Genomic DNA, 26,950 nt, shown 5'->3' on the forward strand with positions numbered 1-26,950 from the left:
GTTCAAGAGCTCGCAAGCCTGGTTTATTGCTGTTTGTGAGCGTTTGCTCATAATGGTTTCATCTCTGATTCTTTTAAATTAAAAACCTACCTGGAGGCCAAATGTGTAATTTGCAGTAATGGGATACGCTGTTCCGGCATTGCTCCCTCTGGCAATCTCAGGATCTACCTGAAATTTACCCGTATCTCTGATGGTTAGCAGATTATAGCCTGCTGAATAAATCCTGCAACTCTGAATAAACCGGGTTCTGGCCACCCATTGTTTTGGTACCTGAAATCCAAACTCCAGTGATTTCAAGCGGATATAACTCCCCGGAGAAAGACTAAAGTCTGATATGGTTTGCCAGGTTCTGTTGTTAATATTATTATTAAAACCGATCCTCGGAAAAATGGCATGATCAGGATTATTGGGACTCCAGCTTTGAAGCTGCAGTGGTTGTGGTACACCGTTAAAGATATCGGTTCCTTCAGCAAAAACGTTAATAGAATAGCCAAGAGCGCCCTGTAGAAGTGCACGCAATGAAAATCCCTTATAATTCAGCCCAAGGTTAATACCATAGGTATAAGTTGGAATATTGGGTTGGGCCAAAAAGGTCTGATCGGCTGCTGTAATAAAGCCATCGTTGTTAAGATCTGCATATTTCATATCACCGGGTTGAATGGTACTCCAGAGCGGGTAGGCCACCCCTGGTTTTACAGACCCGTTTGCATCAAAATCAGCAACCTGATAAAAGCCTGTAAACTGGTAACCCTTTGTTAAACCGATCTGCCGGCCAGTTTGTGCCAGGTATGGATAATCTGGTGCCTCACTGATATAAATGATCTTATTTTTAAAGTGTGAAAGATTGCCACCTATGGAATAGGACACGGCACCGATTTTATCGCGGTAATTAAATTCAACCTCAAAACCTTTATTATCAGAAATGCCGACGTTCCTCCTCGGAACAGCCTGCCCAATTATGGCAGATATGGCACCCTGCGAGATTAGCTGATCATACCGGTATTCATAAAAATAATCGGCAGACATGGTGAGTTTACCTTCAAACATATTAATGTCTACTCCTACATCGGTCTTTCTTGATTTTTCCCAGGTTACATCAGAATTGATCAATGCCCCCTCTGTTGCTCCATTTCCGAAAAGTGTACCCGATCCCGGTAATGTGTACGCAATGGAGGTTAAAACAGTAGGATAACCGTTATCACTACCGGTCAGGCCGTAAGAGCCCCTCAACTTGAAAAGATCGATAAAAGGAAACAGTCTTTTGAAGAACTTTTCTTCACCAAGGTTCCAGAACCCGGAAATGGAAGGAAAAACCCCATAACGCTGCTCTTCACGAAAAAGGTCATTGCCATTCCTGGCAACATCAAACTCAACGCCATAGGTTTGTTTAAAATTATAACCTAATCTTCCCGAAATCCCCCTAAAGTTTAATGGTACATTTCCTCCTGACACGGTACTGATATCATTAATCAGTGCGAGAGCATAAACGCGGTGAATACCAAAATTGTGATCATAATTAAGAGAGAACTGGCTATTTACTGAATTGTTAAAAGCATCATTCCCGATATTTTGCCCAAATACAGGAAATTGGTTATTGCCTTTGGTGGTATAGGTATTATTTGCGGAGTTGTAGTAAAATGCAGGTAAACTGGCTGGTCCCCGCTGAAGGAAACGGTGTTCATTAATCGTACTTGCGTAGGATATGTTTACTTTCGCTTCAAGCCCCTGGGCAAGAAAATCAAGTTTCTGGTTTGCACCCGCAACAATATTAAAATTATTATTGTAATTGCGTTTATAGCCACTGTTGGCCAATCTGCTCACCGGATTTACATTACCATTTCCCCAGCTCTGGTTTGCATAACCGTATGTGCCGTTAGGATTGATCAATGGCATAGAAAACGCCGAAAGATTTCTAAAAGAAATTAGTTCCTTAAATAGTCCATCACCATCAATAGGGCCATTGGGCGTATTTACAGTCTCAAAACGTCCGTTTAAATCAAACCGGATATTCAGTGTTTTGGTTGGGGTGATATCCAGATTTGACCTGAAATTGATCCTGTTATAAAAATAATTAGGTTCAACCCCAACATCATTTGGATTGGTTGGAGTAAAATCGCGCAAAAGTCCATTCTGCTTAAAATAACCGAAAGATGTAAAATATTTCACTTTACTGTTGCCTCCGCGGATATCGACATTGTAGTTGCTTTGGGTCGAACTGTTTTTTAACAGTTCTTGCTGCCAGTTCACATTCGGGTGTCCATAGAGATCAGAACCCTCCTTAAACATTTTCAGGTCCGCAGCTGTCCAGGGCAGGGTAAGTGGCGAGGTCAGTTTATAACTATCATTAATATAGGCCTCATTCTGAAGTACTGCTGTTGCATAGGCATCAAGATAGTTGGGATACTGGATCACCTGGTTCACACCAAACTGGGTGGAAACGTTAATCGAAGGTTTTGATATCATCCCACGTTTGGTGGTGATCACCATAGCGCCATTCGCGCCCCTAACCCCGTAAATTGCAGTTGTGGATGCATCTTTTAAAATGGTTATCGTTTCAATCTCATTGGGATCGAGCTGTGCCACCTGCGCATAGGTGTACTGTATATCATCTACAATAATCAGTGGCTGGTTATCATTGTTGATTGAATTTACGCCACGGATAAAAAATTCGGCTGCATCCGAACCTGGCTGTCCACTACGCTGAATTGCTGTAAATCCGGGCAATCGGCCAGCCAGTGTATTCTGGATACTGGATGTCGGGATATTCTCAATCTCCGCAGCTTTTATAGAACTTACTGCCCCTGGATTGGTGATCCTTTTCTGCGTACTGTATCCCACCACTACGATATCATCAAGCCCCTTTGTATCAGGCTTCATCCTTACCGTCATTTTTTTGCCGCTAACCGCCTGTTGTGTGAGGGTAATATAACTCACTGTGCTAAACTGGATGGCATTGTTCGCCGATTTGAGCGTGAGCACAAAATTCCCGTTCTCATCGCTGATTGTACCATTGCGCAGGTTCCCGATTTCGGAAACCGTAACACCAGGCATTGGAAGATTCATTTCATCCAGGATCTGGCCAGTTACAGCCCTAACCTGGGCCTGTAGTTTTGTGACAGCAGCGACCAGGATAAACAGGCACATTATCTTTATAAATTTCATAACGGATATTTATTGTTATCAATTAGTAGTTTGGGTTTTGAACGATATTGGGATTGGCCAGAATCTCACTATTGGCTATCGGCAAAAGATACATGCTGGAAGCATTGAAAAAGGGTGTGGCAACCGTTGTTTGACTATAGGTAAAAGAACCATCGGCATTTTTGATGATATTGACGCCGTGTAACGACCCAGTGCCATAAACATCTTTGGCAATCTTCCAGCGGCGGATATCATAAAAACGGCGTTCTTCAAATGCAAATTCCAGTCTGCATTCGTTGCGGATCACCTCTCGCATCTGCTCTTTGCTCAATCCGGTTGGAAGTACAAACGGATTGAGTCCGGCACGTTGCCTAATGGCGTTCACAGCCGAGTAAACGGTTGCATCGGGACCTGAAAATTCATTCTGCGCTTCGGCATAGTTGAGCAATATATCGGCATATCTGATGATACAGAAAGTTGGGGTAACCCCAGGGTGATACATTGTTGCAGTAAAAGCGGTGTTATTATCGTCCTGTGCCAAAAACTTTTTTTGATAATATCCTGTTTGGGTCTGAATCCCTCCTGCAACATTACTGCTATTGGGTTTATCCAGCCCCCCCTCATAAGTTTGCACCGCTCTTCTAAGCCAGGTGGTCCCATTAAAGAATATAGTTTGTGCAAGCCGGGGGTCGCGGCTGTTGTATGGATTTGCTGCATTGTAGCCTGAATTAGGATCGGAGATTGCTTTTCCGTTAGCCATTGGGAAAGCATCAACCAGTTCCTGAGTCGGACTCACAATACCACTGCTTACCACATTTCCAACCGTATAACCTACCGGAGAAATCAGGTTGCCCCAGGTTGTTTGATAACTTGCACCGAAACGCATAAAAACAAATTCCTTATTCACATGCGTAGTATTCAATATATAGCGGTTTGGCTCTAAGGCAAACATATTCATATCCATTATGGTCTTCATGGCATCAGCTGCATTTTTCCATCTTTGCGGATCGTAGGTAGGATATCCTGTAAAATCTAACGAAGGAGTAGCAGAAGGATTAAAGAGTGGACTGGCTGCCAGAAGCAATACCTTTGCCTTTATGGCCAGGGCAATACTCGGGCGCATACGTCCGGCATCATTGTCCGTCCCTTCAGCAACACCGTTACCATTTCCCCGGCTGGCTAAAGAGGCATCAGGGCGCAACTGATCTTTTACTGCATCAAGTTCTGAAAGAATGTAATTGATACATTCGGCAAAACTATTGCGTTTTAATTGGAGCAGTTCAGGATCATTGGGGCCATAAACCTTTTCGCCTAATAAGGGTATACCACCAAAACGCTTAACCATTTCATAATAGAAAAATGCCCTCATGGTGCGTACCTCGGCGGCCAACCATTTTGGTAAAGTGGGATCGCTCCAGGGAACCTGCTGATAATTGTTCAGGAATATGTTGGCCTTGCGGATGGCACTGTAACTGTTTGACCAGTTATCATCAAAGGTGCTGATAGCATTATATCCACCATTGATTACATTCCAAACCGCGTTTGCCCTGTTGCTTGGTACGGCATCTCCTGAGGCACAATCCAGCTCCATGCTGTTCAGCCGTATGTATCCGGTGGGTAGCTGCGAATAGATCTTAATCACCCAGGCCTGGGCATAGGCACCGGTTGCATCGGTTTTGTCCCATATATAATCCTCGGTGGTAATATTAAGGGGATGATCTTCAAGTACTTTCTTGCATGATATTGATGAAATCAGAAGAAAGGTAAGTATTGTATTTATAACTAATTTTTTCATATCATTTTTTGATTAAAACCTGGCATTGATTCCAAAATTGAAAACCTTTAACATCGGATAGGTGGGGTTCAGCGATTCGGGATCAACATCATCCCTGAACTTTGAAAGTGGCGACCAGGTTACAAGGTTCAATCCGTTACTGAAAATGCGGATGGATGGTACACCAATTTTCCTGGTAAGATGCGATGGCAGTGTATAACCGATCTCTACATTTTTCAACCTGACAAAGCTTGTATTCTGAAGCCAATAGCTAGATACCTGCTGGTTGTTTACGTTAGAACCTAACCACAAGCGTGGCTGCGTAGCACTGGCGGCTGTTTCAGGAGTCCAGCGGCCGAGATTGAATTCAAAAGCATTTGCAGCACCACCGTTACCAAATCCGTTATAAAAATCTCCATATTGTCCGGTTGTTCCACCTAAGGCAGTCTGGCGGTTCATCACGCCTTGAAGAAGTGCACTGAAATCAAATCCGTTAAAGTTAAATCCGATCGTGGCCCCATAATAAACCGTTGGCTTACCGCTGCCGATTGGTCCCCGGTCGTTCTCGTTAATAATTCCATCTCCGTTTCTGTCGAGATAACGGATATCACCTGGTCTGAGCGAAGATTTAGGAGTGGCAGCCAGTACAGCTGTTGAAGGGTCGTTGATTTCTGCCAGGCTTTGAAAAAGCCCCATTGCCGTATAACCATAAATAATTCCTACCTGGTTTCCTGTTTGTCGCTGATAATCATAATTTCTAGGTATTTCATCTATGAATATCACTTTCGACTGGACGATTGAGAAATTACCTGTAATAAAGAAATTGAAATTTCTGATATTATCCTGATAGGTTAACGAGAGGTCAGAACCTTTATAGTTGTAGATATAAAGGTTTTTGTTCGGATAGCTGTTACCCAATATATTGGTTTTTGTTCCAACCGCTCCAACCAGGTCAAAAAATCTGTTGTTGAAATATTCGGCAGTAATGGATAGTTTGTTATTCCAGAAACCGAGATCAAGGGCAATATTCGTTTTCCGGGCTTTTTCAGAAGCAAGGTCAGGATTGGCCAGTCCGTTTTCGCCTGTACTTCTGGTTACCCCTACCCCCGTGTTTCCAAAATAATAGCCATCATTGTTGTTGGTATTGGAACCTGGGGTCCAGTAGCCCTGTATATAACTGTAATACCCGGCATTGGCCTGTCCGGTTTGGCCATATGTACCGCGAAGTTTAAGGTTGCTTATCCATTTCAGGTTGTTTTTAATGAATGCTTCGTTATGAAGATTCCAACCTGTGCCAAGTGCCCAATAGGGCGCCCAACGCTGGTTAGGCGCGAACCAGTTATACCCGGCATAACTTCCTGCAGCCTCGAATAAATATTTCTGGTCATAATTATAGGTCAGTCTTGTCGCATAATCGGTATAAATTTCCGGAAGGGTTCCGGCATCAAATTGCGTGGTACTCTGCTGGTTTCTTAAGGCCAGGGCAGATACATTGTGTTTTCCAAAACTGCGCTCATAACCAAGGTCGGCTTCGGTGTAGATTACGCGGCTACGAACACCTGGGGTACCGGTTGTTCCCTGAGCAGAAATGGTTCCTACTGCAGTATAGGTATTATTGGCGTTATATTGGAACGAGGCAAAGTTTTTAGATCTATCGGTATTATATAATGTTGAATTATTATAAGACCCCTGGATTTTGGCGTAAAGTCCGGGGATAAAAACATCAAGGCGCTGCGTTAACTGAAGATCAACCGATACATCTCGTGAATCCTGAAATTGGTATCCGCGTTGTAAGATCTGACCATAGAGGTTGGCATTTTGTGCAAAGGTACTCGTTCCGCTTAACGTACCATTAGGATTATAGATCGGATAGGCATTATTAGGGGTGGCTGCAAGTCCGGAAAATACCGTTGCGGTGCTACCTCCGGGCTGGTTGTTCTTGGCGATGCGGCCAAAAAGATTCAGTTGCATTACTGTCGTTTTAGTCAGATCAACTCCAAGGTTGCTTCTTACAATGTACCTGTCGAGTTGGGCATTTGTATTATAGGTATTTAAGGAATCATCCGTTTTAAAAAGGCCTGTTTCTTTTAAATTATCGAGATCAACAAAATACCTGAACCCTTTACCACTGCCCTGAACATTAAAATTATACCGATTGATATAAGACTGTTTTTTTAACACGGTATTGTACCAGTCAATGTTTGGGTGGCGGAATGGGTCTGTTCCATTCTGATACAGGGCAATATCATTGGCAGAATAGGTGGGCAATAAAGGTTACGCCAAGCGGTGCATCGTTCTGTTTGGCTTCGTTGTAAAGCATGGCATAGCTGGCGGCATCAAGGGATTTTGGAAGGACAATAGGTCTTTCGATTCCCCCTTGTGCAGAAAATGAAATTCGGGGAGCTCCCTTATCACCTTTCTTTGTTGTAATGGCAATAATCCCGTTTGAAGAGCGCATACCGTACATTACCGTAGCAAGGGCATCCTTATAAACAGAAACAGACTCTATCTGATCTGGATCGATAGAAATATAGGGACGTTGCACGCCATCAATCAGGATGATGTTTGCACCAAGTGCTGATCTTACATTATAGTTTACGCCATTTCCATCAAGTCCGGGCCCACCGCTGGTAAAACCGATGTTCAGGCCAGCAATCCTTCCGGGCAATGCCTGAAGAAACTGAGATGCCGGAGTAGTGTTAAGCTGGTTGGTATTAACAGAAGCTACAGACTGAAGAAGGTTTTCCTTTAACTGGCGCCCATGCAGCACTTCAACCGAAGCCCTGTCAACTGCCAGAGAATCCTTCGGATTTATCCCGTTAATATCCTTCGAAGGAAGGTAACGTCCGGCGAGCTGAACCCATAATGATCTTTTCTCAGCTGTATATATCTTTTCAAGGGTATAAAAATCAGGATGTTCAAATTTTAACTTATCGCCTATTGTTCCCGACAGAGCAAAATATCCATTGATACTGGAAAATACAACGGTTCCACTTATGGTATTGGAAATTTTTACGTCTTTTAAAGGCTTTCCATTATTATCTACTATGGTTCCTTTCAGTGAATCCAAAAAAATCTTTTCAGTAACTTTATGGTTCTGGGGAAGTCGGTTTGCCGCAAAACTATAGGCATTAAGGAATAGAAAAACAAAACCTAATGCAAGGCTTTTCTTATCTAAAATGTAATCGTTTATCATAAATGATATTTAAATGGTTAGCATAAATTAGGACTGGAGGGCCAGGCCTTCTTGCCTGTAATGGGTGCCCAAATGATCGGGCATCAACAAGTGCGCCGCATCGGAATAGCGTTTGATCTCATAAAAATTATTTGGTTTGGCCGGGCATAGGGTACCGACCCTTTATAGACACAGTTGACTTTACTTGATACTCATTTAGGGAGAAAAAAATTGAACAAACACATGGTAAGCTTAAAAATTAAAGAGGCTTATCATAAATATAGTTGTCATCCTGAGCCCAATGTCATTAGTTAAGGAGAAAACAAAAAACATTGTCATCCTGAGCCTGTCGAAGGACAAATGTTTTCTTTTGTTTTCGATTACTTAAAAGGTCTTCGATAGGCTATCAATGACAGATTTCTAAAATTGGGCGTCATTTCGACTGGAACGTAGTGGAATGGAGAAATCTTTAAACTATGTTAAAAGATTTCTCCACTACGGTCGAAATGACGATACCTAAACACTATTCACTTTCTTCAAATCCTGTTATTTATATTGATTTTTATTACAATAAATTAACCCTCAGGATGACAATGCGCAGTTTATGCATTTATAGAACCTTCCGTAAAATAGATTAGCAATGCTGGCATTCACAACTATCTGGTTATCCTAAAATAATCGAAATCAGCATAGCCTCCGGTACGTACCCCGCTCCCGCTTGTACAGAAAATCCCGATTTTTGCGCCGATCCACTTATCAGGCTGGGCTTTAAATGTCTCTCCTATTTTGTGGTACAGCTGGCCATCTTCACTGTATGAAAAGGTCACCATTCCTTCCTGAGCAAGCTCGGCCCGAAGATAAACGGTACCAGACTTCAATGGTTTTTGCGCCAAAACCTGTTCGATTCCGTTATTAGGAGCGTCTTTACAGATGACCTGCCCAATCTGGAATCCTTTTTCGTTTTTATAAACAGAGAGATAGGAATAGTCATTTCCCATAACGAGCAGACCGGTCTTTTTTTCTTGCCAGGTATCCCATTCTACATTATAGCTGAGCTTGGTGGTAGCAGTAAAAGTAGGTGCAGGAAACTTCTGGAGGAGCAGGTTCGGTACATTCCACAGACCTTTTTCCATTTGTAAACCGGGAAAAGCAAAAAGTCTTAGATACCCGCTATTAGGGATCATTGCCGACCATTGTATTTTTTTATTGGCGTGCCACTGCCATTGCAGCCCCGGCTCGCTGCCATTAAATTCATCACTTTCTGATGGTGCAGAGATTGAAAAAGTTCCTGAAACCGATGGTTTAGGGTAAACAGAAACCGGTTCTCCTATTCCGTCGCCATCCTCATCTGACCCGATAACCGGCCAGTCATTCTTCCAGGTTACAGGCTGAAGGTGAACTACACGACCATAAAGCCCCTTATCCTGAAAATGGAGGAACCAATATTCTTCCTTTGGCGTACGGATCAAAGCCCCCTGATGCGGACCATTAATCGCTGTTTTACCCTGCTCCATAACCTTACGCTCCTCATAAGGACCATATATGTTTTTTGAACGCAGTACAAGTTGCCAGCCTGTAGCTACTCCACCTGCAGGCGCAAAAAGATAATAATACCCATTTCGTTTATAAAACTTCGGTCCTTCTACTGTATGGTTTTTACCATGTCCGTCAAAAACGTGTCTTCCCTCATCTTCTACCTGTGTGCCATCACTGTTCATCTTAAAAACGGTCAACAGGCTATTTACACCGGCCCTGCTTGCTGCCCATGCTACAGCCAGATAGGTCTGTCCATCATCATCAAAGAATACGCTTGGATCTATAATTCCCTTGGCCTTAAGAATAAGGACAGGTTTTTCCCAAGTTCCAAGCGGGTTTTTAGTGCTGACCATAAAAATCCCATAATCCGGATCCGGATAATAGATCCTAAACTCGCCTTTATGGTAATTTATACTAGGTGCCCATACCCCCTTGCCGTGCTGTGGAATATCATAAACTTCAGCGGGTTCCTGAACTTTGAGCGCATGGTTTACCAATTTCCAGTTTACCAGATCCCTGGAATGTAAAATGGGAAGGCCTGGAATACAATTAAAACTGGATGCAGTCATATAGTAATCCGCTCCAACCCTGATGGCGTCCGGATCAGAATAATCAGCATGTATAACCGGATTTTTATATGTCCCGTTTCCCAGGTCGGCAGTCCATACTTTTGATAAATTATCCTGACCATAGCCCTGGTGAGCACCTAAGATTAAAAGTATGATTAAAGCATATTGTACTATTTTCATTTTACATCATTATTAAGGAGTGACCCATCCTGTTGCGGTTATCGTAATGTTGAAACCTGAACAGGTTTCCTAAATTCATTTTGGAGCAACAACTTCATTTAAAATATTGTGGGTGGGACTGTTGAATTAAGTCTCGGTATTCTGGTTGCTCCAGGCATATAAATCGACTAAAACTAAATATGAAAAAAATGGCAGCAAGAAATTAAATCAGACGTCCCGCCCAGCAATATTCCGGTGAGCGCGTTATACCGGTTATTTTTATACTAAAGGTTTAATTTAGCTTCCTTCCTTTTTGAAGTTTGTCCAATCTCAACAGCGCCTCAATGTAATAGTAATCTGCGTATATGATCGACGTATCTATTTCCGATCCATTAGGCTGATGGCCTGTTGAATGCAATAAAAAGGCTGTATTTTTATTTCTGCTCTGGTACGCTGATGAAGAAAGGGAGGTGAGCATGAGCTCGGCAGCTTTCCTGTATTTTTGTGATTTGGCCTTGTTATTAACAAAAGTAGAAAGTTCTAATAGCCCGGATGCAACCACTGCCGCTGCAGATGCATCTTTTGGCGCATTGGGAATAGAAGGATCATTAAAATCCCAATAAGGGATTCCATCTGCTGGCAATTTGGCCAGATAAACATCGCTTACTTTTTGGGCAAATTCAAGAAATGCAGGATTACCAGTCTCGCGGAAACACATGGTATATCCATAAATGGCCCATGACTGGCCTCGCGCCCACATCGAGTCGTCAGCATATCCCTGGTGGGTTAGTCCTTTAATTTTTTTACCCGTTTTACGGTCATAAATGACGGCATGGTAGGCAGAATAATCAGGTCTAAAATGGTTTTTCATGGTAATGTTGGCATGAGAAAAAGCAATATCATACAATCTTTTCCCACCCCCATTCCTGGATGCCCAAAAAAGCATTTCCAGATTGATCATGTTATCAATAATGGTATTATGCTGTGTCCACTGCATCCCGGGAACCTCCCTTGGCCATGACAGGATGGTACCCACCTTTGGGTTAAATAGGGTGGCCAGCGTATCCGCTGTTTTGAGTATAATCTTTTTATATTCAGGGTTCTTGGTAATCCTGTATCCGTTCCCATAACTGTTGAATATCTGGAAACCCAGGTCATGATCGAAAGCCGGCTGCTGCGAAAGCGGTATAAGCGCTGAGGAAAAAGCCTTTGCTTTTGATAAAAACACGCTTGATCGGTTCGCCTCGTAACTATACCATAATATGCCTGGCCAAAAACCACTGCACCAGTCTTTATACCCTACAAACTTCCATTTGGATGAACCAGGAACAATGCTCCTTGGAATATGATCAGCCTGTTGGGGAATAATTTTTAAAGTCTTTTTTACCTGTTCCGTACAGTAAGCCAGCTGTCTGGCCGCATTAATCTGCGCCGAAACAGGTTTGCCTGAAAAAAACAGTAAGGTAATGATCGCAAAAGTTATATATTTCGTATTCTGCATATATTACCTAGACAATAAATAAAGAAAGATATACTCATTAAATCCGAACGAGCTGTAAAAGATTTTCAGATATCATAAGGCCTCGTTAGTGACCATTATTGGAATACCTGTTTCTCTTGGCAGCAGAAAGTACCCTTCTTCTTAAATGAGATCAGTAAGAGAATGCAAACCGTCTTTTTATGAAGCCAAAGTTCCTGCTGCATGTGAGTAAGCAACGCCAAGCATTGCAGCGTCTTCCCATAATCCAGTTATCCTCAGTTCAGCCCGAATTCCCTGCTGATGGAGTGAGTTCTGGGTCGTGCCTAGAAACAAAGAATGTGCTTTGGCAATATTTCCTCCAATGATGATCACTTCTGCATCGTGCGCCACGGTAAAAGGAAAAAGAAAGTCTGCAAGGTTTCTGGCAAAATCATTAAAGAGTACGGGGATTACAGGATCACTATCATACAAATCGACGAGCGCTTTTGTATCTTTTACTTTCTTTCCGGAAAGTTCTTCATAACGTTTCACAAACCATCTGGTAGAAATATAATCCTCTGCTATCCCGTTCTTAAATGAACTAACCCCCAGGTTTGCATCGGTGGTTTTACCGGCAATACTTACTGCCGACCCCAGGCCAGTACCCAATGTAATCCCTATAACCCTGTCGAATCCCAAAGCATTACCCGCGTTAACTTCTCCATGGAGAAAAGCTTCTGCATCGTTTCTAAAAATAATATTCTCCGGTGGCAGCCCCAGGTGCTCAATCAAAACGGCCTTAATATCCACAAGATACAGCGATTCGTATTTGTTCATGTTCCTGATCAACGATATCCCATTTGCATAATCGAACGGGCCTGGTATAGCAATTCCCAAAAGAATCTGGTCGCTGGAATGACTTCCGATAATATTTTTAAGTACGCCGATCCATGTGGCCAATATATCTTCTTTTGTGCCATGCGTATTCACATGACTGCGCACACGTGAGTGAGCTATAACTGAATGCGACTGAAAATCAATGATTGCAGCTGTAATGTGTGAGCCACCGATATCAACACCTATCATAAGTGGCTTTGTTTTTCTATTCATTTAATTGAAGTTTTTCATGACACAGTCTATACCGTAGCGACAGTATCTGCCATATGAACAGAGACATAAAAAATGCTGTTCAATACTCTTTCAGATTTTATTTCCTAACCGTAAACCATTAATCCAGCGTCCGCTATCGCTCCTAAAAAGCTCACGTTAAAAACCAGTAAAAATCTTAGGTCTCCTCATAGATTTGATTGACGTTGGAAAGGAGAAGCATCACCACATAGATAACGATAAGGCTTATTCAAAGTAAAAAAAGAATCTACTTCATCCATTCAGGAAAGAAAACGTAGAAAATCCCCGGAGACCACCATCTTTTTGTCTCTGAATTCCTGGCGTTTGTCGATTAGCTTCAACAGCTGGTATAAAGCTGTGATTTGCGCTGAAACGTTTCCAGTGGTTGCGCGTCTCAATATCATAACAATCAATAAAAACATTATAAAAATTAAAAACTCAAGCATATGAAAACTTTATTCAAAACATTATTCGCATCATCTTTGGCATTAGTATTATCTACTTCAGCAGTATTATCAACTAACGCAGCCGAAACCATCAAACCTGTTCACGCTCCAAAAGCATTAAGCTTCAAACGTATCAAAGTAAAAGGAAATGTAGAACTGACCATCATACAGGGAAACCGTACCGGCATCAGCTATGCAGATGAAAACACCGGCAAAGTTAAGGTAATGCAGAGCGGAGATGGTTTAGAAATTACCGCTTTGGATAACAGCAATCCAAAACTTACCATTTATGTAAATGATATCTACCGCATCCATGCAATGGATAATGCTAAAGTGAAAACACAGGGTAAAATCAATACTAAATATTTACAGGTTTTCTTAAGCGGAAATGCATCGTTAGACTTAAACTCACAGACTGAAGGATTGTATACTGTGATTGAAGATCACGCTGATTTGACCTTAAGTGGTTCAACTGGCGACCATATGCTCGTAATGAGCAAAGGACAAAAGCTGACCATGGATAAATTCATTGCAGCTAATACAAAAACCAGCTTAAACACTGAAAATGCACTAGCATCCCTTAGCAAATAAAAAAGAATTATATTTTGGTTCAGGCGGTCTGTTTACGGACCGCCTTTTTTGTTCGCCCTAAAAACCTGCCTGGGTTACATCTGTTTTCTACTAAAAATCACAAAAAAACAGATAAAAAGCAATGCTACAATGACTCCATTGCAGCATTGCTTTTTAATTAACTCGCTCACGCAATAATGGATAAATTGTGATTGTTTATCTGGACATCTTATGTCTAATTAAAACAATAATTTAATTCAAATGCAAAATGAACATTCACCATAAAACTGACTTTTTTGGTAGAAATGTCAGGATAAAGAAATATTGATTAGCTAATACTGCCAGCTGCCCTTATTGGTTTGATTTTTGAATAACTGCCCATATGAAAAAGTTTGCACCCTATTTATTTGCTTCCGCTATTTCGATTGTAGCTATTTTATCTTCATTTACCTTAGCCGATCCAGAATTAGGGATTTCGACCGCTTTATTAAGCTGGATGGCCTGTTTCTGGATCATTTCTGGAAACAGGGAAAAACGCACCTGCCCTTCATAACCCGATCAATTCTATCCGTGATACGGTGTCTAATCGCATATCCCCGAACTAAATCTCGTCAGCTAGTTCATACTGAATTTAGCTATATCCAGACTGGAAAGCAGATCTAGCTGATAGTTAAGGTTTCTCCACTTTTAATGTTAATAGCGGTTTCCCTTTTACTACGATATAAGTGGCCAGTTCAGAAGCTTTTACTTTGCCAATATTCCTGGCGGAATGATTTTTCCCAGCGGGAATGAAAAGTACTCCACCTGCTTTCACAACAACAGGCTTTTCTCCCTCAATTACATATTCCAGCTCCCCTTCTAAAACATTAATAATTTCCTCGCCCGGATGTGAATGCAGGCCAAAGGCTTTACCTGGTTCAAAGTCAACACGTACCTGGATGGCTTCATATCCCGGCACGGTAAGATCATGTCGTTGAAGATCTGTACGCTTAATACCAGCTTGTTGTGCTATCGCTTCATTCGAAATTAAGCAGCCAAACATACCTAAAGCTGCAATGATGTGTAACAAATAACTTCTATGTGCTTTCATTTTTTTTTTAATTTGATGGTTTAAAATTTATTGAACCAGTGCTATACAATCAATTTCGATTAAAGCATCTTGAGGTAAAGCGTTAATTTGAACAGATGTTCTGGCGGGCTTTCTTTCAGAAAGATAACTGGTATAAATTTCATTTACCTGCCTTAACTGTGAAATATCTTTTAAATATATATTAATTTTTACCAGGTGTTCCATGTCTGAATGATGTTGTTCCAATAAGATCCTTAGATTATCCATGATTTGCCTTGTTTGCGATTCCAGATCTGGCTGCAGCAATTTTGTTTTGGGATTTATGCCCAATTGGCCCGAACTATATAGGAACCCATTGGCAATAACAGCTTTTGAATAGAGTACATTCTCTTCGCTCAAGGCATACCTTATTATACCAGCATACGGTTTACAGGAGCAAACAGATACCATAAGAAATAGCCATAATACAATTCTGTTCATTTCCTTTAATTTTTAGGATAGATGTAGCGTCTGAGTTCTACATCTATCCTATGGTTTTTACTGTTTAATAAAGTTCAAAAGCTCAGTATTGAATTTTTCCATCTCTTCGATGAATAAGGCATGTCCGCTTTTTTCAAGAGGGACCAGTTTGGAGTTTTTAAGCAGTTTATTCATTTGTTCTGCCAAATCATAAGAACAGATTTTATCTGATTTACCGTGTAAAATCAATGTAGGCAATTGAATTTTTTTCAGGTCAGGACGCAGATCTTCATCTCTTAAAGTCTTAAGACCTTCTGCCATTGCATAAGGTGAGGCTTGCACCTGGATTGTCCCCAACCAGGCACCATAGCCTGGAGCAACACTTTTCTGGTTCGCCGGAAATATCTGACCAAAGTTCTGCAACAATTGAGGCCTGTCTGTATTATTCAATTTGATTAATCCGTTTACGTCCTCTTTTGTCCAAAGCCCAAAGTTAAAATCGGCTCTTTTTGTCCATATTGGTGCAGCTGCTCCAAATAAAGCCATTTTAGATACGTGAGCGCCATTATACTTAGCCACATAATGAATCACTGTTGCCCCTCCCATCGAAAATCCGCCAATAGTGGCATTTTGGATCTTTAATTTATCAAGAATAACCTTGATATCATCGGCAAAAACATCGTAATTATATTTACCTCCGGGTTTGTCTGACAGGCCAAATCCTCGTAGCGTAATGCCTATTACCCTAAAGCCTTTTTCTACAAAATAAGCGTATTGGTATTCGTACATGGCGTCGCTTAACGGCCAGCCATGGATTAAGATTAAAGGCTGGCCTTCGCCCAGGTCAGTTACGTGAAGTTTTACATTTTTCTCCACTTCAATATATTCCGCGCGCCCATACGCCGCAGCTGGCCTGTTTGTTTGTCCGTAGGTAGTAACGGTAGTCAATAATGTTATCAGCAATCCGATTGTTGATGTCAAATTTTTCATTTTTATAAATTATGTTAAGAGATGTTATAATGGTGCAATATGGTTTGCCCCTATCGGTTCGCAAATTTATCCGGCATTTCTTGTAAATCCTGTTAATGAAATCATAACAAAATGTTAATGGATCCAGACCGCCTTAATTTTTTATTATTTTAGCGCAAAATGACCGAACTCAAGAAGTATAAACTCACTGCCTTCACGGGATTTGTAATCCTGATCGGGATTTTACTGTACCTGATCTATAATACATTTGAACTAAAGGACCGACAATATCAGATCGATGTTAAAGAAAAGCTGAAACAGTTTTATGTAAAAAACATTAGTAAGGAAAATATCTATTCCGGGGGATTTTCTCTCATCGACAGCTATCTCATTAAAAATATCCGGTCACTGGAAAGTGAATACCTCAAGTCTGGTTCAACAAACAACAAGTACACTGATTCGCTGCTTGCAGTTATGTTTGAAGAGTTAAGGGTCAGAAATCCAATCGATTCGCTATTAGAAAAGATAAGAACACGACATAAGCTGAATGATAAGCTTGAGTATCTCATTGTCATAAACAGCATCAGCCTGCGGTTCAGAGATAACAAGCCAATCCCTTTATATGACCATCTGAAGAAATACCCTTTTTTAGAATCAAATTTACAGTCAGCTCAAGGATATATCATCGGCGGAAAACTTAAATCGCCCAAACAACAAAACACCGTAACTTCGGTTTCCATGGGCCCCGCCGTTCCTTATAGCTATGATATCAACGTTACTTTCTTTGCCGACAGCAATGACAGGCAGTCTCAGATTTTCAAAAGTGCGCTTCCGGTTTTATTACTTACCCTATTCGCCTTGCTGTTGGTCGTTTTTGTCTATTACTTTACATTTAAAAGCTGGTCCAAACAGAAAAAGATCTCGGACATGAAATCTGATTTTATAAACAGCATAACTCACGAGTTCAGCACCCCTATCTCCACAATTATGGTTGCGAACCGGGCTATACAGAATGAAAAAGTATTTAAAAGCAAAGAAAGTGTTACTGAATTTACGGAAATTATTGCAAGGCAAACTAAACAATTGCAGACCTTATTCGATCAGGTCATGGACATTACCCGTGTTAATACCGAAATAGAAAAAAACGAGGTTATTTTCTGCCAACTTTTAACTGAGGTAATCCAGGACTATCGAATTAAAATGAATGACAAAAATGTATATTTTCATACCCAGGGTATAAATAATGAAACGCGGGTATCGCTGAATAGATTTTGGGTTACTACCATGATATCAAACATCTTTGACAACGCTATAAAATATAGTGATAAAACACCTAAGGAAATACAGATCATCGTTGATGGGACACCGAATGGTTTGAGGATCAGCATAAGAGACAATGGAATAGGAATGGAAGAACATACCATTAAACACCTCTTCGATAAGTTTTATAGGGGCAAAAATTTGGGCAGGGAACATGTTAGTGGCTTAGGTCTTGGCATGTATTATGTTCAGCAATGCATCAAGATCCATAACTGGACGATGCAGGTGCAAAGTACCATTGGTTTGGGAAGCGAAATTTTGATCATAATTTAATGCCGGCTGTAAAGAGAAAACTACTTTATGTGGAAGATGAAACAGACCTGGGCAATGTGACCCGGCAGTATCTTGAACTGATGGATTTTTCGGTGGATTGGTGTTGTTCTGGAGCAGAAGCCATCAGCCTGTACCAAAAAAATCATGCTGATTACAATCTGGTCATCATCGATATTCAACTTCCCGATATCGATGGCTTCGAGGTTGCTGGAAAAATCAGGGACTGGAACCGTGAGGCATGCTTTCTTTTTCTTACCGCACGCAAGGAGAAACCCGACAGGGTTAAAGGACTTACACTTGGGGCAATAGATTATATCTGTAAGCCTTTTGATATTGATGAACTGGTGCTGAGAATTAATAACATTATTTGGCATCAAATCCCACGTGCGCAGCGGGAAAAGGAATTAATATCGAATGTGCTGAACATAGGTGACCTATGCCTCAACAAAGACTTGCTGGAACTTAGCATATCCGGTCAAATCCCAATAACATTGACACAGCGGGAAGCGGAGTTACTGGAATATCTTAACAAAAACCGGAACCTAATCACCAGGCGGGAAGAGATCCTGGTTCAGATCTGGGGAGAAAGCGACTATTTCTTAGGAAGAAGTCTTGATGTTTTTATCTCCAGACTTCGAAAATTGCTTGCTGTTTCCTCAAATGTAAAAATCACCAACGTATATGGGGTTGGATTTATATTTTCAGTTGCTGGAATGGAACAATCATGATTTTTTTCTCCAGCTGCCGTTCAGATACTCCAGGATCCTGGCAATAACTTAAGTGTTTGGGCATCTTGCCGCCTTATCTTAAACAACACTTGCTTCTCCTGGGTATTTATTCCAGCATTCATTCAGGGCGAAAGCAGATCTAACAGCAGCCAAACATTTGGCAGAATAAACGGTTATAAATAAATGGAAAACTATAAACTGACAATCGAAATGAATGATCAGCGCCATGACTTTGAAGTTCATGAATATGCTCATCACAACGGAGAAACGTGTAAGCTAAGGGTTTTTAAAGACGGTGAATTTGTTGCAGCTTTCCAGCCTGACAGCCATTACCTGCTCCACCTATGCCAAAACCCCGCAGGCATTGAGGAACCCATGCTGCATATGATTGCCGACCATTTGGAAGCTCATTTTCCATTTGGTGGAAAGCATTACAAAGTTTAAGCGAAATATCATTCAAACAGTTCCTGCTTATCCGTGTAATAGGTCTTGCGTCCGCCTATTTTTCCGGTCTGTATTTTTTCCCCCTTACTGGTTTCTTTAAGTTCAGGATTATGAATAACCATAAAATCCCTTAATTCCCCGCGGAGTTCGTTTCCGTTCTCTTCAGAAATTTCTTTTATTGCTTTATCAAGAACCGTAGAGATGCTTTTAAAAAGTTTTTTTATCGCTTTTTCAGGAATAGCCCCGGCAATTGAAAACGGCGAAATACCTGCATGATAAAGAATTTCATCACTATAGGAATTCCCTATCCCACGAATCTTGTGCTGGTCCATCAGCAGGGTCTTGATCACCGTTCTTTTTTTGGCAAGCAAAGCCCTAAAATAATCGATATCCATGTCCAGCGCATCGGGTACCTCTACCTTTTCAGGGTTCAAAGTTGGAGTAGCCTGTTTCTGCATATCGATCAATGCAAAAGCTTCACCTCCTTCGAAATGAAAGCCCAGGATCTGGAACCTTGGCGGCTCATCCTGATCGATTAATACCAGTTCTCCCCTTAGCATCAGGTGAAGGCCCAACACCTGTGAACCAGAAAAGGATAGCTGGAGGGTTTTCCCCACCCTATCAACATTGATCAGCTGCCTGCCCTCCAAAGCTTTTTTTAGCTCCTTTGCAGTAACATTTATTTTTTTCGCTATGCTCACCTCAAGGGTTTCAAGGGTTTTTCCCTTGAACCTGCGCGAAAGGATCTGCGCAAAAACGGTTAAATCCGGTAATTCGGCCATAAGTCAAACAGATATTTTTTTTAATTTCAGCAATCTAGTCACCATGCAAGGCAATAAACGCTTTTTTCATCAGCATCAATCCGGGATTCGTCAGCCAAATGCCTGATCTTCCCTTCCCGGTTTATGCTGTGCTTTTCAGCCGGGCTTCCAAAGCCTTTACTTCGATTAGCTAAATCAGTATTTTCTTACGGTATCTCCCGGATCAACCCTGGGCTGCGATGCAGCAGAATCGGCGCTGCTCTTTTTCACGGTGTCCTTGTAATCTTTCTTATGGTTTCCTTTTACCGGCCTGTCCGAAGGATTCTGGCATGCAGTTAAAACAGAGGCTAAAAAGGCCGCTGCAATAAATATGGTGTGTACAGTCCTCATAATTATATTTTTTATTGATTAATTTCTATCGGTTAAAAGAATCATCATCATCCAAATCTTTTTCCTTTTCAAAATGCTCCCTGGCACGTTTTAGTCCGGTAGCAATCGCCACCCCTTCTTCCATGCCCTCGCCCAAAAGTGCATTCGCAATCTCAACTGCCTTTTCTCTTAAGGCAGCGGGCTGGTTTTTATAGGATGGTGGATAATCTCCGTTATACCATGGCATATTTTTTCTATTAGGTTACAACTTTAAAACAAGCGCAAAGTGAACAATGTTTTATATCTGTATCATAAGTTCTGATTTCAGCCCGTTTAGTCTGCCGAAGTAGGTAGAAGAATTTCAGCCACTGCTTTTTAAGGATGGCAATTCATGTTGCGCAGTACTCGGACCCGATCCAAACTATAAAAATGGATAGTTAGTTCACCGCTTATATCAAGCTGCCGAATAAGAGTATAAAATCCAATTCTAATTTGCTATTTTCGCTTGACGAACAAGTAGTCTACAAGATAATTGCACTCCCTCAAATCATGATTAAGTATCTCACCTTTAGTATCTCTATCGCTTTTATTTCCTGGATTGTTGGCATGATCATTACAGCCTTGCTTTCAAAAACTGACTTTTACCGGAAAAGGCTATCAGGCCTTAATTTCATGAAAGATGAGAAGGTCAACGACATGCTTGGCCTTAAACCGTTCAAATGGATCATCATGCACAGCTTCTTTAAGTTTTTTAATCCCAAGCTATCAATCAAAAAAAGAATTTTGGCGAGTGAGTTAGGAGCATATAGATCAGAAATGACCACCGCTGAACTCAATCACCTCTTCGCCTTTATCTTTATGGGAATTTTCATCTTCATTAAAATATTCCAGGGTCTGTACCTGTTTGCCATGGTGATGCTGCTGATCAATATTTTAATGAATCTATATCCAAGTTTATTGCAACAGCAAAACAAAAGACGAATTGATCGGTATAGCAACATATTGAAGCAACGAGGCCTCTAGAACCTTATCCGCTGATGGGTTACAAAAAGCCACATATTGGGCATATCGGCAAAATGGCCGCGCGTTCCGCATTTATGATTTCCTTTTTTAGTCGTGCATTTGGCATGCCTATTTAAAGGGCTCCAAAGGCTTTCAAGAGCAATCTGGTAAGCTTCGTATAGGTTATTGATTGCTAAGTTTTTGCTTTGTATCTTTTATCCGGTTAAGATTTCTGATCACCCTTATCCTTTTCTTCGGCTGTATTATGAAAAAAGAACTCCACCTACCACTTGTTTGCCAACTTCTTTTTTCATTATACTTCGCACTGGGAGCCTGGTTATGCATCTTCCCTTTGCGATAAGGGGTAATTGCATATGGCAATTAAGGAATTTATTTATTAGAATTCGGTTTTTTCGCCTTGCCGACCGGGGTGAATTTTGAGTTCCCAGGGCGTTTAGGGACAGAATTGTATCAGAGTAATCAAGTTGAAAATCAGTTAAATTACTGATTTTCAACTTGATAATTTACATGTGGAGAATATCGGATTCGAACCGATCACCTCTTCACTGCCAGCGAAGCGCTCTAGCCAAATGAGCTAATCCCCCAAATTTTGAATGTTCAATAAGCAATTAAGAATAACAAAACCAATTATTGAAAACAAGCCTCTGGCTTGTGCAGCAAAAATAGCAAATACTTTCTCGAATGCAAATGATAATTGATCTTTTTAATTAATCTTTAAGTTTAAAAGCAAACAATGCCATAAAACAGATTACCGCAAAAACCGACTGCATAGGATAATTGATGAACAGAAAAAGTACAAATGTGGCAATAAGTAAGAGTACAAAAAACATAATGGCCTTAAAAGCGGTATCCATATAACACATGGCTACAACAGCTAAAAGGTAAAAAGGAATAATAACGGCAGTTATAAACATCTCCGAAAATAAATTCCTAATATTAACCGAACATTAAATATCGTTTAGGTTTAATTCTTTAAGTTTTAAGTTTTAAGTTAATGTATTCGTTAACCTCTTTTTTGTTTAACAGATCCTGATAGCGATCTACAAACTGGGCAACGTTATAGCCATCCATCAAAGCATGGTTTACATGTATAGAAACTGGCATTATTTTTCTTCCGTTTTCATCTCTAAGCTTGCCAAAAGATATTTTAGGGCAGCTATCTTGATAAGCATAATTGCGGGCGTGCGATAAAGAAGTGAAATTTAACCAGGGCAGTGCAGAATAATGGATTACATTTTCGCCTGATGAAGAAGGGATTAAACCTGTACTGGCCTGTACTTTTTCAATCTCCTTATTGGCTGCCGTTCTAAAATCTTCAAAGTCATGGTAGAAATCCATGTATCCAAATCCAAAGGTCCCATTTGGCCTGTTAATGGTAGCCGCGGCATTCACGCTATTGTACTTCCAAACTTCTCCTTCAATAATGCGGTAACTAAAAGGTTCTACCTGATTGGCGGCAACCAGCGATTTGTGCAGATAAAGCAGGAAAAAAGAAACCTGATGTTCTTTTGCTTCTTCGTAGGTAGCAGTACAATCTACCTCCACGGTTACGCCGAAGAAAGGTTCTTCAAAAGCGCTAAAAAATTTAAAATGATCTTTTCTGATCCAGGTGTTTATATCTATTTTTTCTTTCATTCAATTAATTTTGGTAAAACTTCAGACAGGCTTTCCATCTGATAAAAATTAGGATGTTCAATAGTATGGTCGATATGCTCATGCACCCAGGTAGTATGGAAAGGAATGTGAACGGCATGCCCACCGATATTTAGTACGGGCAACACATCCGATTTTAAAGAATTGCCCAGCATTAAAAACTCCTCAGGTTTACAATCCAGGTGTTTGATTAGTTTTTGATAATCGCGTTCCTGCTTGTCGCTCATAATTTCGATATGATGAAAATAGTGATCCAGTCCTGATTTGGTCAGTTTTCGTTGTTGGTCAAGTAAATCGCCTTTGGTGGCTACCACTAATCTGTATTTCCCATGCAGGGCTTTTAACACTTCTTCTACTCCGTCAAGCAGTTCGACTGGCTTATTGAGCATTTCTTGCCCCAGTTCAATCGCCCTGGTCATAATGATTGGATCTATTTTGCCCGAAGTAATCCGCAATGCAGTTTCAATCATACTCAACATAAAACCTTTAATTCCATAACCATAAAGTGGCAAATTAGCAATCTCGGTTTTATAAAGCTCTGCTAAGATGCTGTGATGGGGCATAAAATCTTCCAGAAGACCGGCAAACTGTTCTTCCGTTTCGCGGAAATAAGGTTCGTTTACCCAAAGGGTATCATCAGCATCAAAAGCAATTACAGTAATTTGATTTTTCATGGTTATGCTTACTTTAGTGCCACAAAATTAAAGCAACAAATACCGTTAAAAAAGGACATTTGTCTCAACTCAAATAAATATGCTTCGTACCAATCTTACTTTTTTATCTTTTATCGAACGTTTTTGTACAGAGAATAGTGAAGAAAAAATTACGCTAAAAAACTTTAAAGCAGGGTATAGATTTATTGAACAGGGCGAAAAAATCAGCAATATCTACATCATTAAGGATGGGATCAGCAAATGTTTTATTTCTGAAGAAAACGGCAAGGATTTTATTATCGAATTTTTGGGGAAAGGCGAAGTTGTTGGTGAATTAGAGGCTTTAAAAAAAATCAATTGTTTGTGCAACGTAGCTGCAATAAGCGATGTTACCGCCTATGTTATTCCTGATCATCTTTTCCTTTCCCTGATCAATAAAAGTAGTGAATTTACTACAATCTTACTCCAGGAATTGTCTACCAGAATTATACAAACCAGTACACGAGCCTCTTTTCAACAACTATACACCTTAGAATATGCACTTTTAAAATTGCTCAAACTGCAGGCTGATGAACATATTTCCATCTCCAAAGAAGACATGGCTGCCTACCTAGGCATCTCTGTAAGAAGCTTTAACAGAAGCTTAAAGCTGGTAATAGATAAAGGTGGTTTTGATACGCCGGAATTTAAAAATATCCTGCAGCTAACAAACATGAAAAAGCTGCTGGAAAGATTAAAATAATCAATGATATTTGTGGTATAATTATTGCTATGGAGCTATTTAAAAATTAGCTGTAGCGTTTCGGTAATTCGACCCGTTTATGTAAGAAAAATTAAGTGCTGTTTTTGCCCATATGACGACACACAAATAACCATATATACAAATGAAGAACTACAACCACCAATTCACCTTAAGATTCCCAAGTTAATCGATTTTGAGGAGTGGTATCTATTTAGAATAGATCACTCTGCAATGTAATGATATCCTTAACTATCATTTATAATAAAGCTTATGGCAATTGCCCATTCGCGACAATTGATTTCAGCTAATCTTAATTAAACATGAGTGCTTATATAAACATCTACACCAATTCCTTAACAGACGACCTTATCCCAACAATCTTAAAACGTTTAAATGAACATGAAAATGTTCTGGATATTAACTCCTCTTTTTCATTTAGAAATGCAAACGGAAGCCTTCCGATTGTTTTTAAATGGGACAAACCCAGCCTGGAAATATTTAACGAAAATAATTTAAAATTAAATTTTAGTGTATCTCTTAAATCATTCGACCTGAAGGAATACAAGAAAAAACTTTTTAAAGAAAAAATCATTAAACAAAGCGCCGTTCAGAAAATATTAGGGTTATTTAAAAAGAAAAAAAAGAAAGTAGCAAAACCCGTAAAACTGAGTGCAGAAGTTGAAAGCCAACTACAGCATTACAACAAAGTATTTTCTTTAAAATATCATTCAGGCGATGTTTTCGAAAACCATTTTGCAACCTTAAATTGGTGCAATTATTACCGAATTAAGCAATGGTGTTTGTCATTTTACCCAGGAAAACGTTTGGTACGATGCTAAAAATGTATTAAGAGAATCGCTGGTTAACCTGTATACACTTGAAGAACTGCCTAACCACATTAACAAAAATGCGGTAGCTGTTGCCAGTTAAAAGCATTTTTAAAGCCAATATTAATCCGCGTTAAACAATAACGGTGATTGATATTGGCTTTTATTTTTCTTCAGATAAATTTAATCGAGAACTGTAAAAAATCAGATTAAATGGGATATATTCGAACAGATTAATTGCTCGATAAATGAATACATTTGAAGAAACAGGTGGCGTTAGAATAGGCGGCTTTAAGGCAACCTGGCCTTTTGCTACTTTAAAAGTAAGCGAATTTAAACTCGAACTTAATGCATCCATCAGGGGTAATTTTGTTTTTAAGCGCTCAGATATTATCGCCATTACTCCCAACACTTCTATATTAGGTAGTTCAATCAGGATTACCCACCGTGTTAAAAAATATAATAAAGACATCTTCTTTACCTTTCGGGGAAATGCAGAGGAGCGGATGGCAGAGATTATACAAACCGGTTTTCTTAATTATACCGAACCTACCCCAAATCATATTGACCAGGAGATCAGCCAACTTCAGGCTCAAACTGGTTTCCCGATTAAAATTCCAGTTGCCATTGGTATCGTGGTGATCTGGAACTTACTGTTTTTATCCGATTTTTTCAATGTATTTTACACCAGAAAAGAGACAGAAATATTTGGTATTGGTGTTGGTACGGCGCTTGCTTTCGTATTTTTAATCTGTATATCACTGCTCACTTCAGACGTAGCTAGACAACTGATGTTAAAGAATGGCAGCAGTACCGCTGGCATTAAACCTTTTTTATTTTTCACAGCCTTTATTACATTTATACTATTTATTGCTGGTTTTCTTCCACAATACCTGTCAAACCACTAAACATTTAACCGAAAAAGCTGTTAGTTAAGCTAACTAAAGCGAAAACGAAGAATTTTCTGAAATCAGAAAATCTTTTTTTAGTTTTATAGCATCATAAATGTACAATTTACCAATATAACATATCCCTAAATTCTATTTAAGCAAAAGCATGAATGTAGAAGAAGTTTTCAAGAACAACGAAAAATGGATCGCCGATAAACTGGCCATCAATCCTGATTATTTCACTGAACTATCTAAAGGTCAAAGCCCTGAATTTTTGTACATCGGCTGTTCAGATAGCCGTGTTACAGCAGAAGATTTAATGGGTATACAACCCGGACAGGCCTTTGTACACCGAAATGTGGCTAATCTGGTAAACAATGTGGATTTGAGCGTAATGACTGTTCTAAATTACGCTGTACGCCATTTAAAGGTAAACCATATTGTGGTTTGCGGCCATTACAACTGTGGTGGTGTTAAAGCAGCTATGCAGCCTGCAGATTTAGGTATATTAAATCCCTGGTTAAGAAATATCCGCGACGTATACCGTATCCATAAAGAAGAGTTGAATGCCATTGAGGACGAAGGTCTTCGTTATAACAGATTAGTAGAGCTTAATGTCCAGGAGCAATGCGTTAACCTGTTAAAAACCGCAGCAGTGCAGGAGGCAATTGCCCAACGCGGATTAACCGTTCATGGCTGGGTATTTGATATCCACACTGGCCGTTTAATCGACCTAAAAATCGATTTCGAAAAGATTTTGAAAGATATTAAGGAGATTTATAACCTTTATTAGTCCACAGTCATAAGTCCGAA

Annotated in this window: 26 protein-coding genes and 1 tRNA gene; 10 read left to right on the forward strand and 17 right to left on the reverse strand. The window is 40.2% G+C overall.

Annotated features, from left to right (window positions below):
• Window positions 1-78 precede the first annotated feature (78 nt).
• The 7 genes from QF042_RS22730 to QF042_RS22760 form a co-directional block, all read right to left on the reverse strand.
• On the reverse strand, window positions 79-3,162 hold the full coding sequence (locus QF042_RS22730; RefSeq protein WP_307532451.1) for a TonB-dependent receptor: 3,084 nt from the start codon (window positions 3,160-3,162) through the stop codon (window positions 79-81).
• Between the two features lie 22 nt (window positions 3,163-3,184).
• Window positions 3,185-4,936 carry a RagB/SusD family nutrient uptake outer membrane protein gene (locus QF042_RS22735; protein WP_307532452.1) on the reverse strand — a complete coding sequence of 584 codons (1,752 nt, stop codon included), beginning with the start codon at window positions 4,934-4,936 and terminating at the stop codon, window positions 3,185-3,187.
• 12 nt (window positions 4,937-4,948) lie between these two features.
• Complete coding sequence (locus QF042_RS22740) at window positions 4,949-7,183, reverse strand: SusC/RagA family TonB-linked outer membrane protein (RefSeq protein WP_307532453.1); 2,235 nt, start codon at window positions 7,181-7,183, stop codon at window positions 4,949-4,951.
• Window positions 7,161-8,111, reverse strand: a complete 951-nt coding sequence (locus tag QF042_RS22745; protein ID WP_307532454.1) for a TonB-dependent receptor plug domain-containing protein — start codon at window positions 8,109-8,111, stop codon at window positions 7,161-7,163. Before QF042_RS22745 ends, QF042_RS22740 begins: the two co-directional genes overlap by 23 nt.
• 635 nt (window positions 8,112-8,746) lie before the next feature.
• Window positions 8,747-10,375, reverse strand: a complete 1,629-nt coding sequence (locus QF042_RS22750; protein WP_307532455.1) for a glycoside hydrolase 43 family protein — start codon at window positions 10,373-10,375, stop codon at window positions 8,747-8,749.
• Between the two features lie 271 nt (window positions 10,376-10,646).
• Window positions 10,647-11,855: a glycoside hydrolase family 88 protein gene (locus tag QF042_RS22755; protein WP_307532456.1), complete on the reverse strand. Its 1,209-nt coding sequence runs from the start codon at window positions 11,853-11,855 to the stop codon at window positions 10,647-10,649.
• Window positions 11,856-12,032: 177 nt separating this feature from the next.
• The gene (locus QF042_RS22760) at window positions 12,033-12,923 is read right to left on the reverse strand and encodes an ROK family protein (RefSeq protein WP_307532457.1); all 891 of its coding nucleotides are present in this window, start codon (window positions 12,921-12,923) and stop codon (window positions 12,033-12,035) included.
• A 464-nt stretch (window positions 12,924-13,387) separates the two neighbouring features.
• On the opposite strand from QF042_RS22760, the gene QF042_RS22765 reads away from it, so the two are divergent.
• Complete coding sequence (locus QF042_RS22765) at window positions 13,388-13,978, forward strand: GIN domain-containing protein (protein WP_307532458.1); 591 nt, start codon at window positions 13,388-13,390, stop codon at window positions 13,976-13,978.
• A gap of 361 nt (window positions 13,979-14,339) precedes the next feature.
• Window positions 14,340-14,510, forward strand: a complete 171-nt coding sequence (locus QF042_RS22770; protein ID WP_307532459.1) for a hypothetical protein — start codon at window positions 14,340-14,342, stop codon at window positions 14,508-14,510.
• A gap of 117 nt (window positions 14,511-14,627) precedes the next feature.
• Here QF042_RS22770 and QF042_RS22775 read toward each other — a convergent pair whose 3' ends face one another.
• The 3 genes from QF042_RS22775 to QF042_RS22785 are packed head-to-tail and all read right to left on the reverse strand — an operon-like array spanning window position 14,628 to window position 16,475.
• Window positions 14,628-15,047, reverse strand: a complete 420-nt coding sequence (locus QF042_RS22775) for a cupin domain-containing protein (protein ID WP_307532460.1) — start codon at window positions 15,045-15,047, stop codon at window positions 14,628-14,630.
• A gap of 27 nt (window positions 15,048-15,074) precedes the next feature.
• On the reverse strand, window positions 15,075-15,506 hold the full coding sequence (locus QF042_RS22780) for a RidA family protein (RefSeq protein WP_307532461.1): 432 nt from the start codon (window positions 15,504-15,506) through the stop codon (window positions 15,075-15,077).
• A gap of 57 nt (window positions 15,507-15,563) precedes the next feature.
• Window positions 15,564-16,475, reverse strand: a complete 912-nt coding sequence (locus QF042_RS22785) for an alpha/beta fold hydrolase (RefSeq protein ID WP_307532462.1) — start codon at window positions 16,473-16,475, stop codon at window positions 15,564-15,566.
• A gap of 159 nt (window positions 16,476-16,634) precedes the next feature.
• Here QF042_RS22785 and QF042_RS22790 point away from each other — a divergent pair, with 159 nt between their 5' ends.
• The 3 genes from QF042_RS22790 (at window position 16,635) to QF042_RS22800 (ending at window position 19,219) form a co-directional block, all read left to right on the forward strand.
• Entirely contained in the window at window positions 16,635-18,047 is a 1,413-nt protein-coding gene (locus tag QF042_RS22790) for a sensor histidine kinase KdpD (protein ID WP_307532463.1), read from the forward strand.
• Window positions 18,047-18,775 (forward strand): response regulator transcription factor, encoded by a 729-nt coding sequence (locus tag QF042_RS22795; RefSeq protein ID WP_307532464.1) that lies wholly within the window; start codon window positions 18,047-18,049, stop codon window positions 18,773-18,775. The genes QF042_RS22790 and QF042_RS22795 overlap by 1 nt, the downstream gene beginning before the upstream one ends.
• Before the next feature lie 183 nt (window positions 18,776-18,958).
• A complete protein-coding gene (locus tag QF042_RS22800; RefSeq protein WP_307532465.1) occupies window positions 18,959-19,219 on the forward strand; it encodes a hypothetical protein in 261 nt (86 codons plus the stop codon).
• 8 nt (window positions 19,220-19,227) lie between these two features.
• Here the strand turns inward: QF042_RS22800 and QF042_RS22805 are convergent, their stop codons facing one another.
• The 3 genes from QF042_RS22805 to QF042_RS22815 form a co-directional block, all read right to left on the reverse strand.
• Window positions 19,228-20,001 (reverse strand): DNA-formamidopyrimidine glycosylase family protein, encoded by a 774-nt coding sequence (locus tag QF042_RS22805; RefSeq protein WP_307532466.1) that lies wholly within the window; start codon window positions 19,999-20,001, stop codon window positions 19,228-19,230.
• 174 nt (window positions 20,002-20,175) lie between these two features.
• A complete protein-coding gene (locus tag QF042_RS22810) occupies window positions 20,176-20,370 on the reverse strand; it encodes a hypothetical protein (RefSeq protein WP_307532467.1) in 195 nt (64 codons plus the stop codon).
• Window positions 20,371-20,395: 25 nt separating this feature from the next.
• Window positions 20,396-20,596 (reverse strand): hypothetical protein, encoded by a 201-nt coding sequence (locus QF042_RS22815; protein ID WP_307532468.1) that lies wholly within the window; start codon window positions 20,594-20,596, stop codon window positions 20,396-20,398.
• A 359-nt stretch (window positions 20,597-20,955) separates the two neighbouring features.
• On the opposite strand from QF042_RS22815, the gene QF042_RS22820 reads away from it, so the two are divergent.
• Window positions 20,956-21,372 carry a hypothetical protein gene (locus QF042_RS22820; protein ID WP_307532469.1) on the forward strand — a complete coding sequence of 139 codons (417 nt, stop codon included), beginning with the start codon at window positions 20,956-20,958 and terminating at the stop codon, window positions 21,370-21,372.
• Between the two features lie 510 nt (window positions 21,373-21,882).
• On the opposite strand, the gene QF042_RS22825 is transcribed toward QF042_RS22820, so the two are convergent.
• The 4 genes from QF042_RS22825 to QF042_RS22840 all read right to left on the reverse strand — a co-directional run bounded on the left by QF042_RS22825 (window position 21,883) and on the right by QF042_RS22840 (window position 23,699).
• Window positions 21,883-21,956, reverse strand: a tRNA-Ala gene (locus tag QF042_RS22825).
• A 123-nt stretch (window positions 21,957-22,079) separates the two neighbouring features.
• A complete protein-coding gene (locus tag QF042_RS22830; RefSeq protein ID WP_307532470.1) occupies window positions 22,080-22,286 on the reverse strand; it encodes a hypothetical protein in 207 nt (68 codons plus the stop codon).
• A gap of 58 nt (window positions 22,287-22,344) precedes the next feature.
• A complete protein-coding gene (locus QF042_RS22835; protein ID WP_307532471.1) occupies window positions 22,345-23,007 on the reverse strand; it encodes a chloramphenicol acetyltransferase in 663 nt (220 codons plus the stop codon).
• Window positions 23,004-23,699 carry an HAD family hydrolase gene (locus QF042_RS22840; RefSeq protein WP_307532472.1) on the reverse strand — a complete coding sequence of 232 codons (696 nt, stop codon included), beginning with the start codon at window positions 23,697-23,699 and terminating at the stop codon, window positions 23,004-23,006. Before QF042_RS22840 ends, QF042_RS22835 begins: the two co-directional genes overlap by 4 nt.
• Before the next feature lie 79 nt (window positions 23,700-23,778).
• Between QF042_RS22840 and QF042_RS22845 the strand changes: the two genes are divergently transcribed.
• The 4 genes from QF042_RS22845 (at window position 23,779) to QF042_RS22860 (ending at window position 26,930) form a co-directional block, all read left to right on the forward strand.
• Window positions 23,779-24,420, forward strand: coding sequence for a Crp/Fnr family transcriptional regulator (locus QF042_RS22845; RefSeq protein WP_307532473.1), 642 nt, complete (start codon window positions 23,779-23,781; stop codon window positions 24,418-24,420).
• 320 nt (window positions 24,421-24,740) lie between these two features.
• Window positions 24,741-25,259: a hypothetical protein gene (locus QF042_RS22850; RefSeq protein WP_307532474.1), complete on the forward strand. Its 519-nt coding sequence runs from the start codon at window positions 24,741-24,743 to the stop codon at window positions 25,257-25,259.
• A gap of 236 nt (window positions 25,260-25,495) precedes the next feature.
• A complete protein-coding gene (locus QF042_RS22855) occupies window positions 25,496-26,155 on the forward strand; it encodes a hypothetical protein (protein WP_307532475.1) in 660 nt (219 codons plus the stop codon).
• A 148-nt stretch (window positions 26,156-26,303) separates the two neighbouring features.
• On the forward strand, window positions 26,304-26,930 hold the full coding sequence (locus QF042_RS22860) for a carbonic anhydrase (protein ID WP_307532476.1): 627 nt from the start codon (window positions 26,304-26,306) through the stop codon (window positions 26,928-26,930).
• Window positions 26,931-26,950 lie beyond the last annotated feature (20 nt).

Origin of the sequence: Pedobacter sp. W3I1 (assembly GCF_030816015.1) — a bacterium.
In the GTDB taxonomy this organism is placed as follows: Bacteria; Bacteroidota; Bacteroidia; order Sphingobacteriales; family Sphingobacteriaceae; genus Pedobacter.

What these genes read in the sequence shown, in the direction of transcription:
- QF042_RS22770 (WP_307532459.1), top strand. Translation starts at nt 14,340, where the DNA reads ATGAAAAAGTTTGCACCCTATTTATTTGCTTCCGCTATTTCGATTGTA.
- QF042_RS22745 (WP_307532454.1), bottom strand. Translation starts at nt 8,111, where the DNA reads ATGATAAACGATTACATTTTAGATAAGAAAAGCCTTGCATTAGGTTTT.
- QF042_RS22840 (WP_307532472.1), bottom strand. Translation starts at nt 23,699, where the DNA reads ATGAAAAATCAAATTACTGTAATTGCTTTTGATGCTGATGATACCCTT.
- QF042_RS22775 (WP_307532460.1), bottom strand. Translation starts at nt 15,047, where the DNA reads ATGAAAGCACATAGAAGTTATTTGTTACACATCATTGCAGCTTTAGGT.
- QF042_RS22755 (WP_307532456.1), bottom strand. Translation starts at nt 11,855, where the DNA reads ATGCAGAATACGAAATATATAACTTTTGCGATCATTACCTTACTGTTT.
- QF042_RS22860 (WP_307532476.1), top strand. Translation starts at nt 26,304, where the DNA reads ATGAATGTAGAAGAAGTTTTCAAGAACAACGAAAAATGGATCGCCGAT.
- QF042_RS22855 (WP_307532475.1), top strand. Translation starts at nt 25,496, where the DNA reads ATGAATACATTTGAAGAAACAGGTGGCGTTAGAATAGGCGGCTTTAAG.
- QF042_RS22735 (WP_307532452.1), bottom strand. Translation starts at nt 4,936, where the DNA reads ATGAAAAAATTAGTTATAAATACAATACTTACCTTTCTTCTGATTTCA.
- QF042_RS22795 (WP_307532464.1), top strand. Translation starts at nt 18,047, where the DNA reads ATGCCGGCTGTAAAGAGAAAACTACTTTATGTGGAAGATGAAACAGAC.
- QF042_RS22810 (WP_307532467.1), bottom strand. Translation starts at nt 20,370, where the DNA reads ATGAGGACTGTACACACCATATTTATTGCAGCGGCCTTTTTAGCCTCT.
- QF042_RS22750 (WP_307532455.1), bottom strand. Translation starts at nt 10,375, where the DNA reads ATGAAAATAGTACAATATGCTTTAATCATACTTTTAATCTTAGGTGCT.
- QF042_RS22830 (WP_307532470.1), bottom strand. Translation starts at nt 22,286, where the DNA reads ATGTTTATAACTGCCGTTATTATTCCTTTTTACCTTTTAGCTGTTGTA.
- QF042_RS22815 (WP_307532468.1), bottom strand. Translation starts at nt 20,596, where the DNA reads ATGCCATGGTATAACGGAGATTATCCACCATCCTATAAAAACCAGCCC.
- QF042_RS22785 (WP_307532462.1), bottom strand. Translation starts at nt 16,475, where the DNA reads ATGAAAAATTTGACATCAACAATCGGATTGCTGATAACATTATTGACT.
- QF042_RS22780 (WP_307532461.1), bottom strand. Translation starts at nt 15,506, where the DNA reads ATGAACAGAATTGTATTATGGCTATTTCTTATGGTATCTGTTTGCTCC.
- QF042_RS22805 (WP_307532466.1), bottom strand. Translation starts at nt 20,001, where the DNA reads ATGGCCGAATTACCGGATTTAACCGTTTTTGCGCAGATCCTTTCGCGC.
- QF042_RS22765 (WP_307532458.1), top strand. Translation starts at nt 13,388, where the DNA reads ATGAAAACTTTATTCAAAACATTATTCGCATCATCTTTGGCATTAGTA.
- QF042_RS22760 (WP_307532457.1), bottom strand. Translation starts at nt 12,923, where the DNA reads ATGAATAGAAAAACAAAGCCACTTATGATAGGTGTTGATATCGGTGGC.
- QF042_RS22845 (WP_307532473.1), top strand. Translation starts at nt 23,779, where the DNA reads ATGCTTCGTACCAATCTTACTTTTTTATCTTTTATCGAACGTTTTTGT.
- QF042_RS22800 (WP_307532465.1), top strand. Translation starts at nt 18,959, where the DNA reads ATGGAAAACTATAAACTGACAATCGAAATGAATGATCAGCGCCATGAC.
- QF042_RS22790 (WP_307532463.1), top strand. Translation starts at nt 16,635, where the DNA reads ATGACCGAACTCAAGAAGTATAAACTCACTGCCTTCACGGGATTTGTA.
- QF042_RS22835 (WP_307532471.1), bottom strand. Translation starts at nt 23,007, where the DNA reads ATGAAAGAAAAAATAGATATAAACACCTGGATCAGAAAAGATCATTTT.
- QF042_RS22730 (WP_307532451.1), bottom strand. Translation starts at nt 3,162, where the DNA reads ATGAAATTTATAAAGATAATGTGCCTGTTTATCCTGGTCGCTGCTGTC.
- QF042_RS22820 (WP_307532469.1), top strand. Translation starts at nt 20,956, where the DNA reads ATGATCATTACAGCCTTGCTTTCAAAAACTGACTTTTACCGGAAAAGG.
- QF042_RS22850 (WP_307532474.1), top strand. Translation starts at nt 24,741, where the DNA reads ATGAGTGCTTATATAAACATCTACACCAATTCCTTAACAGACGACCTT.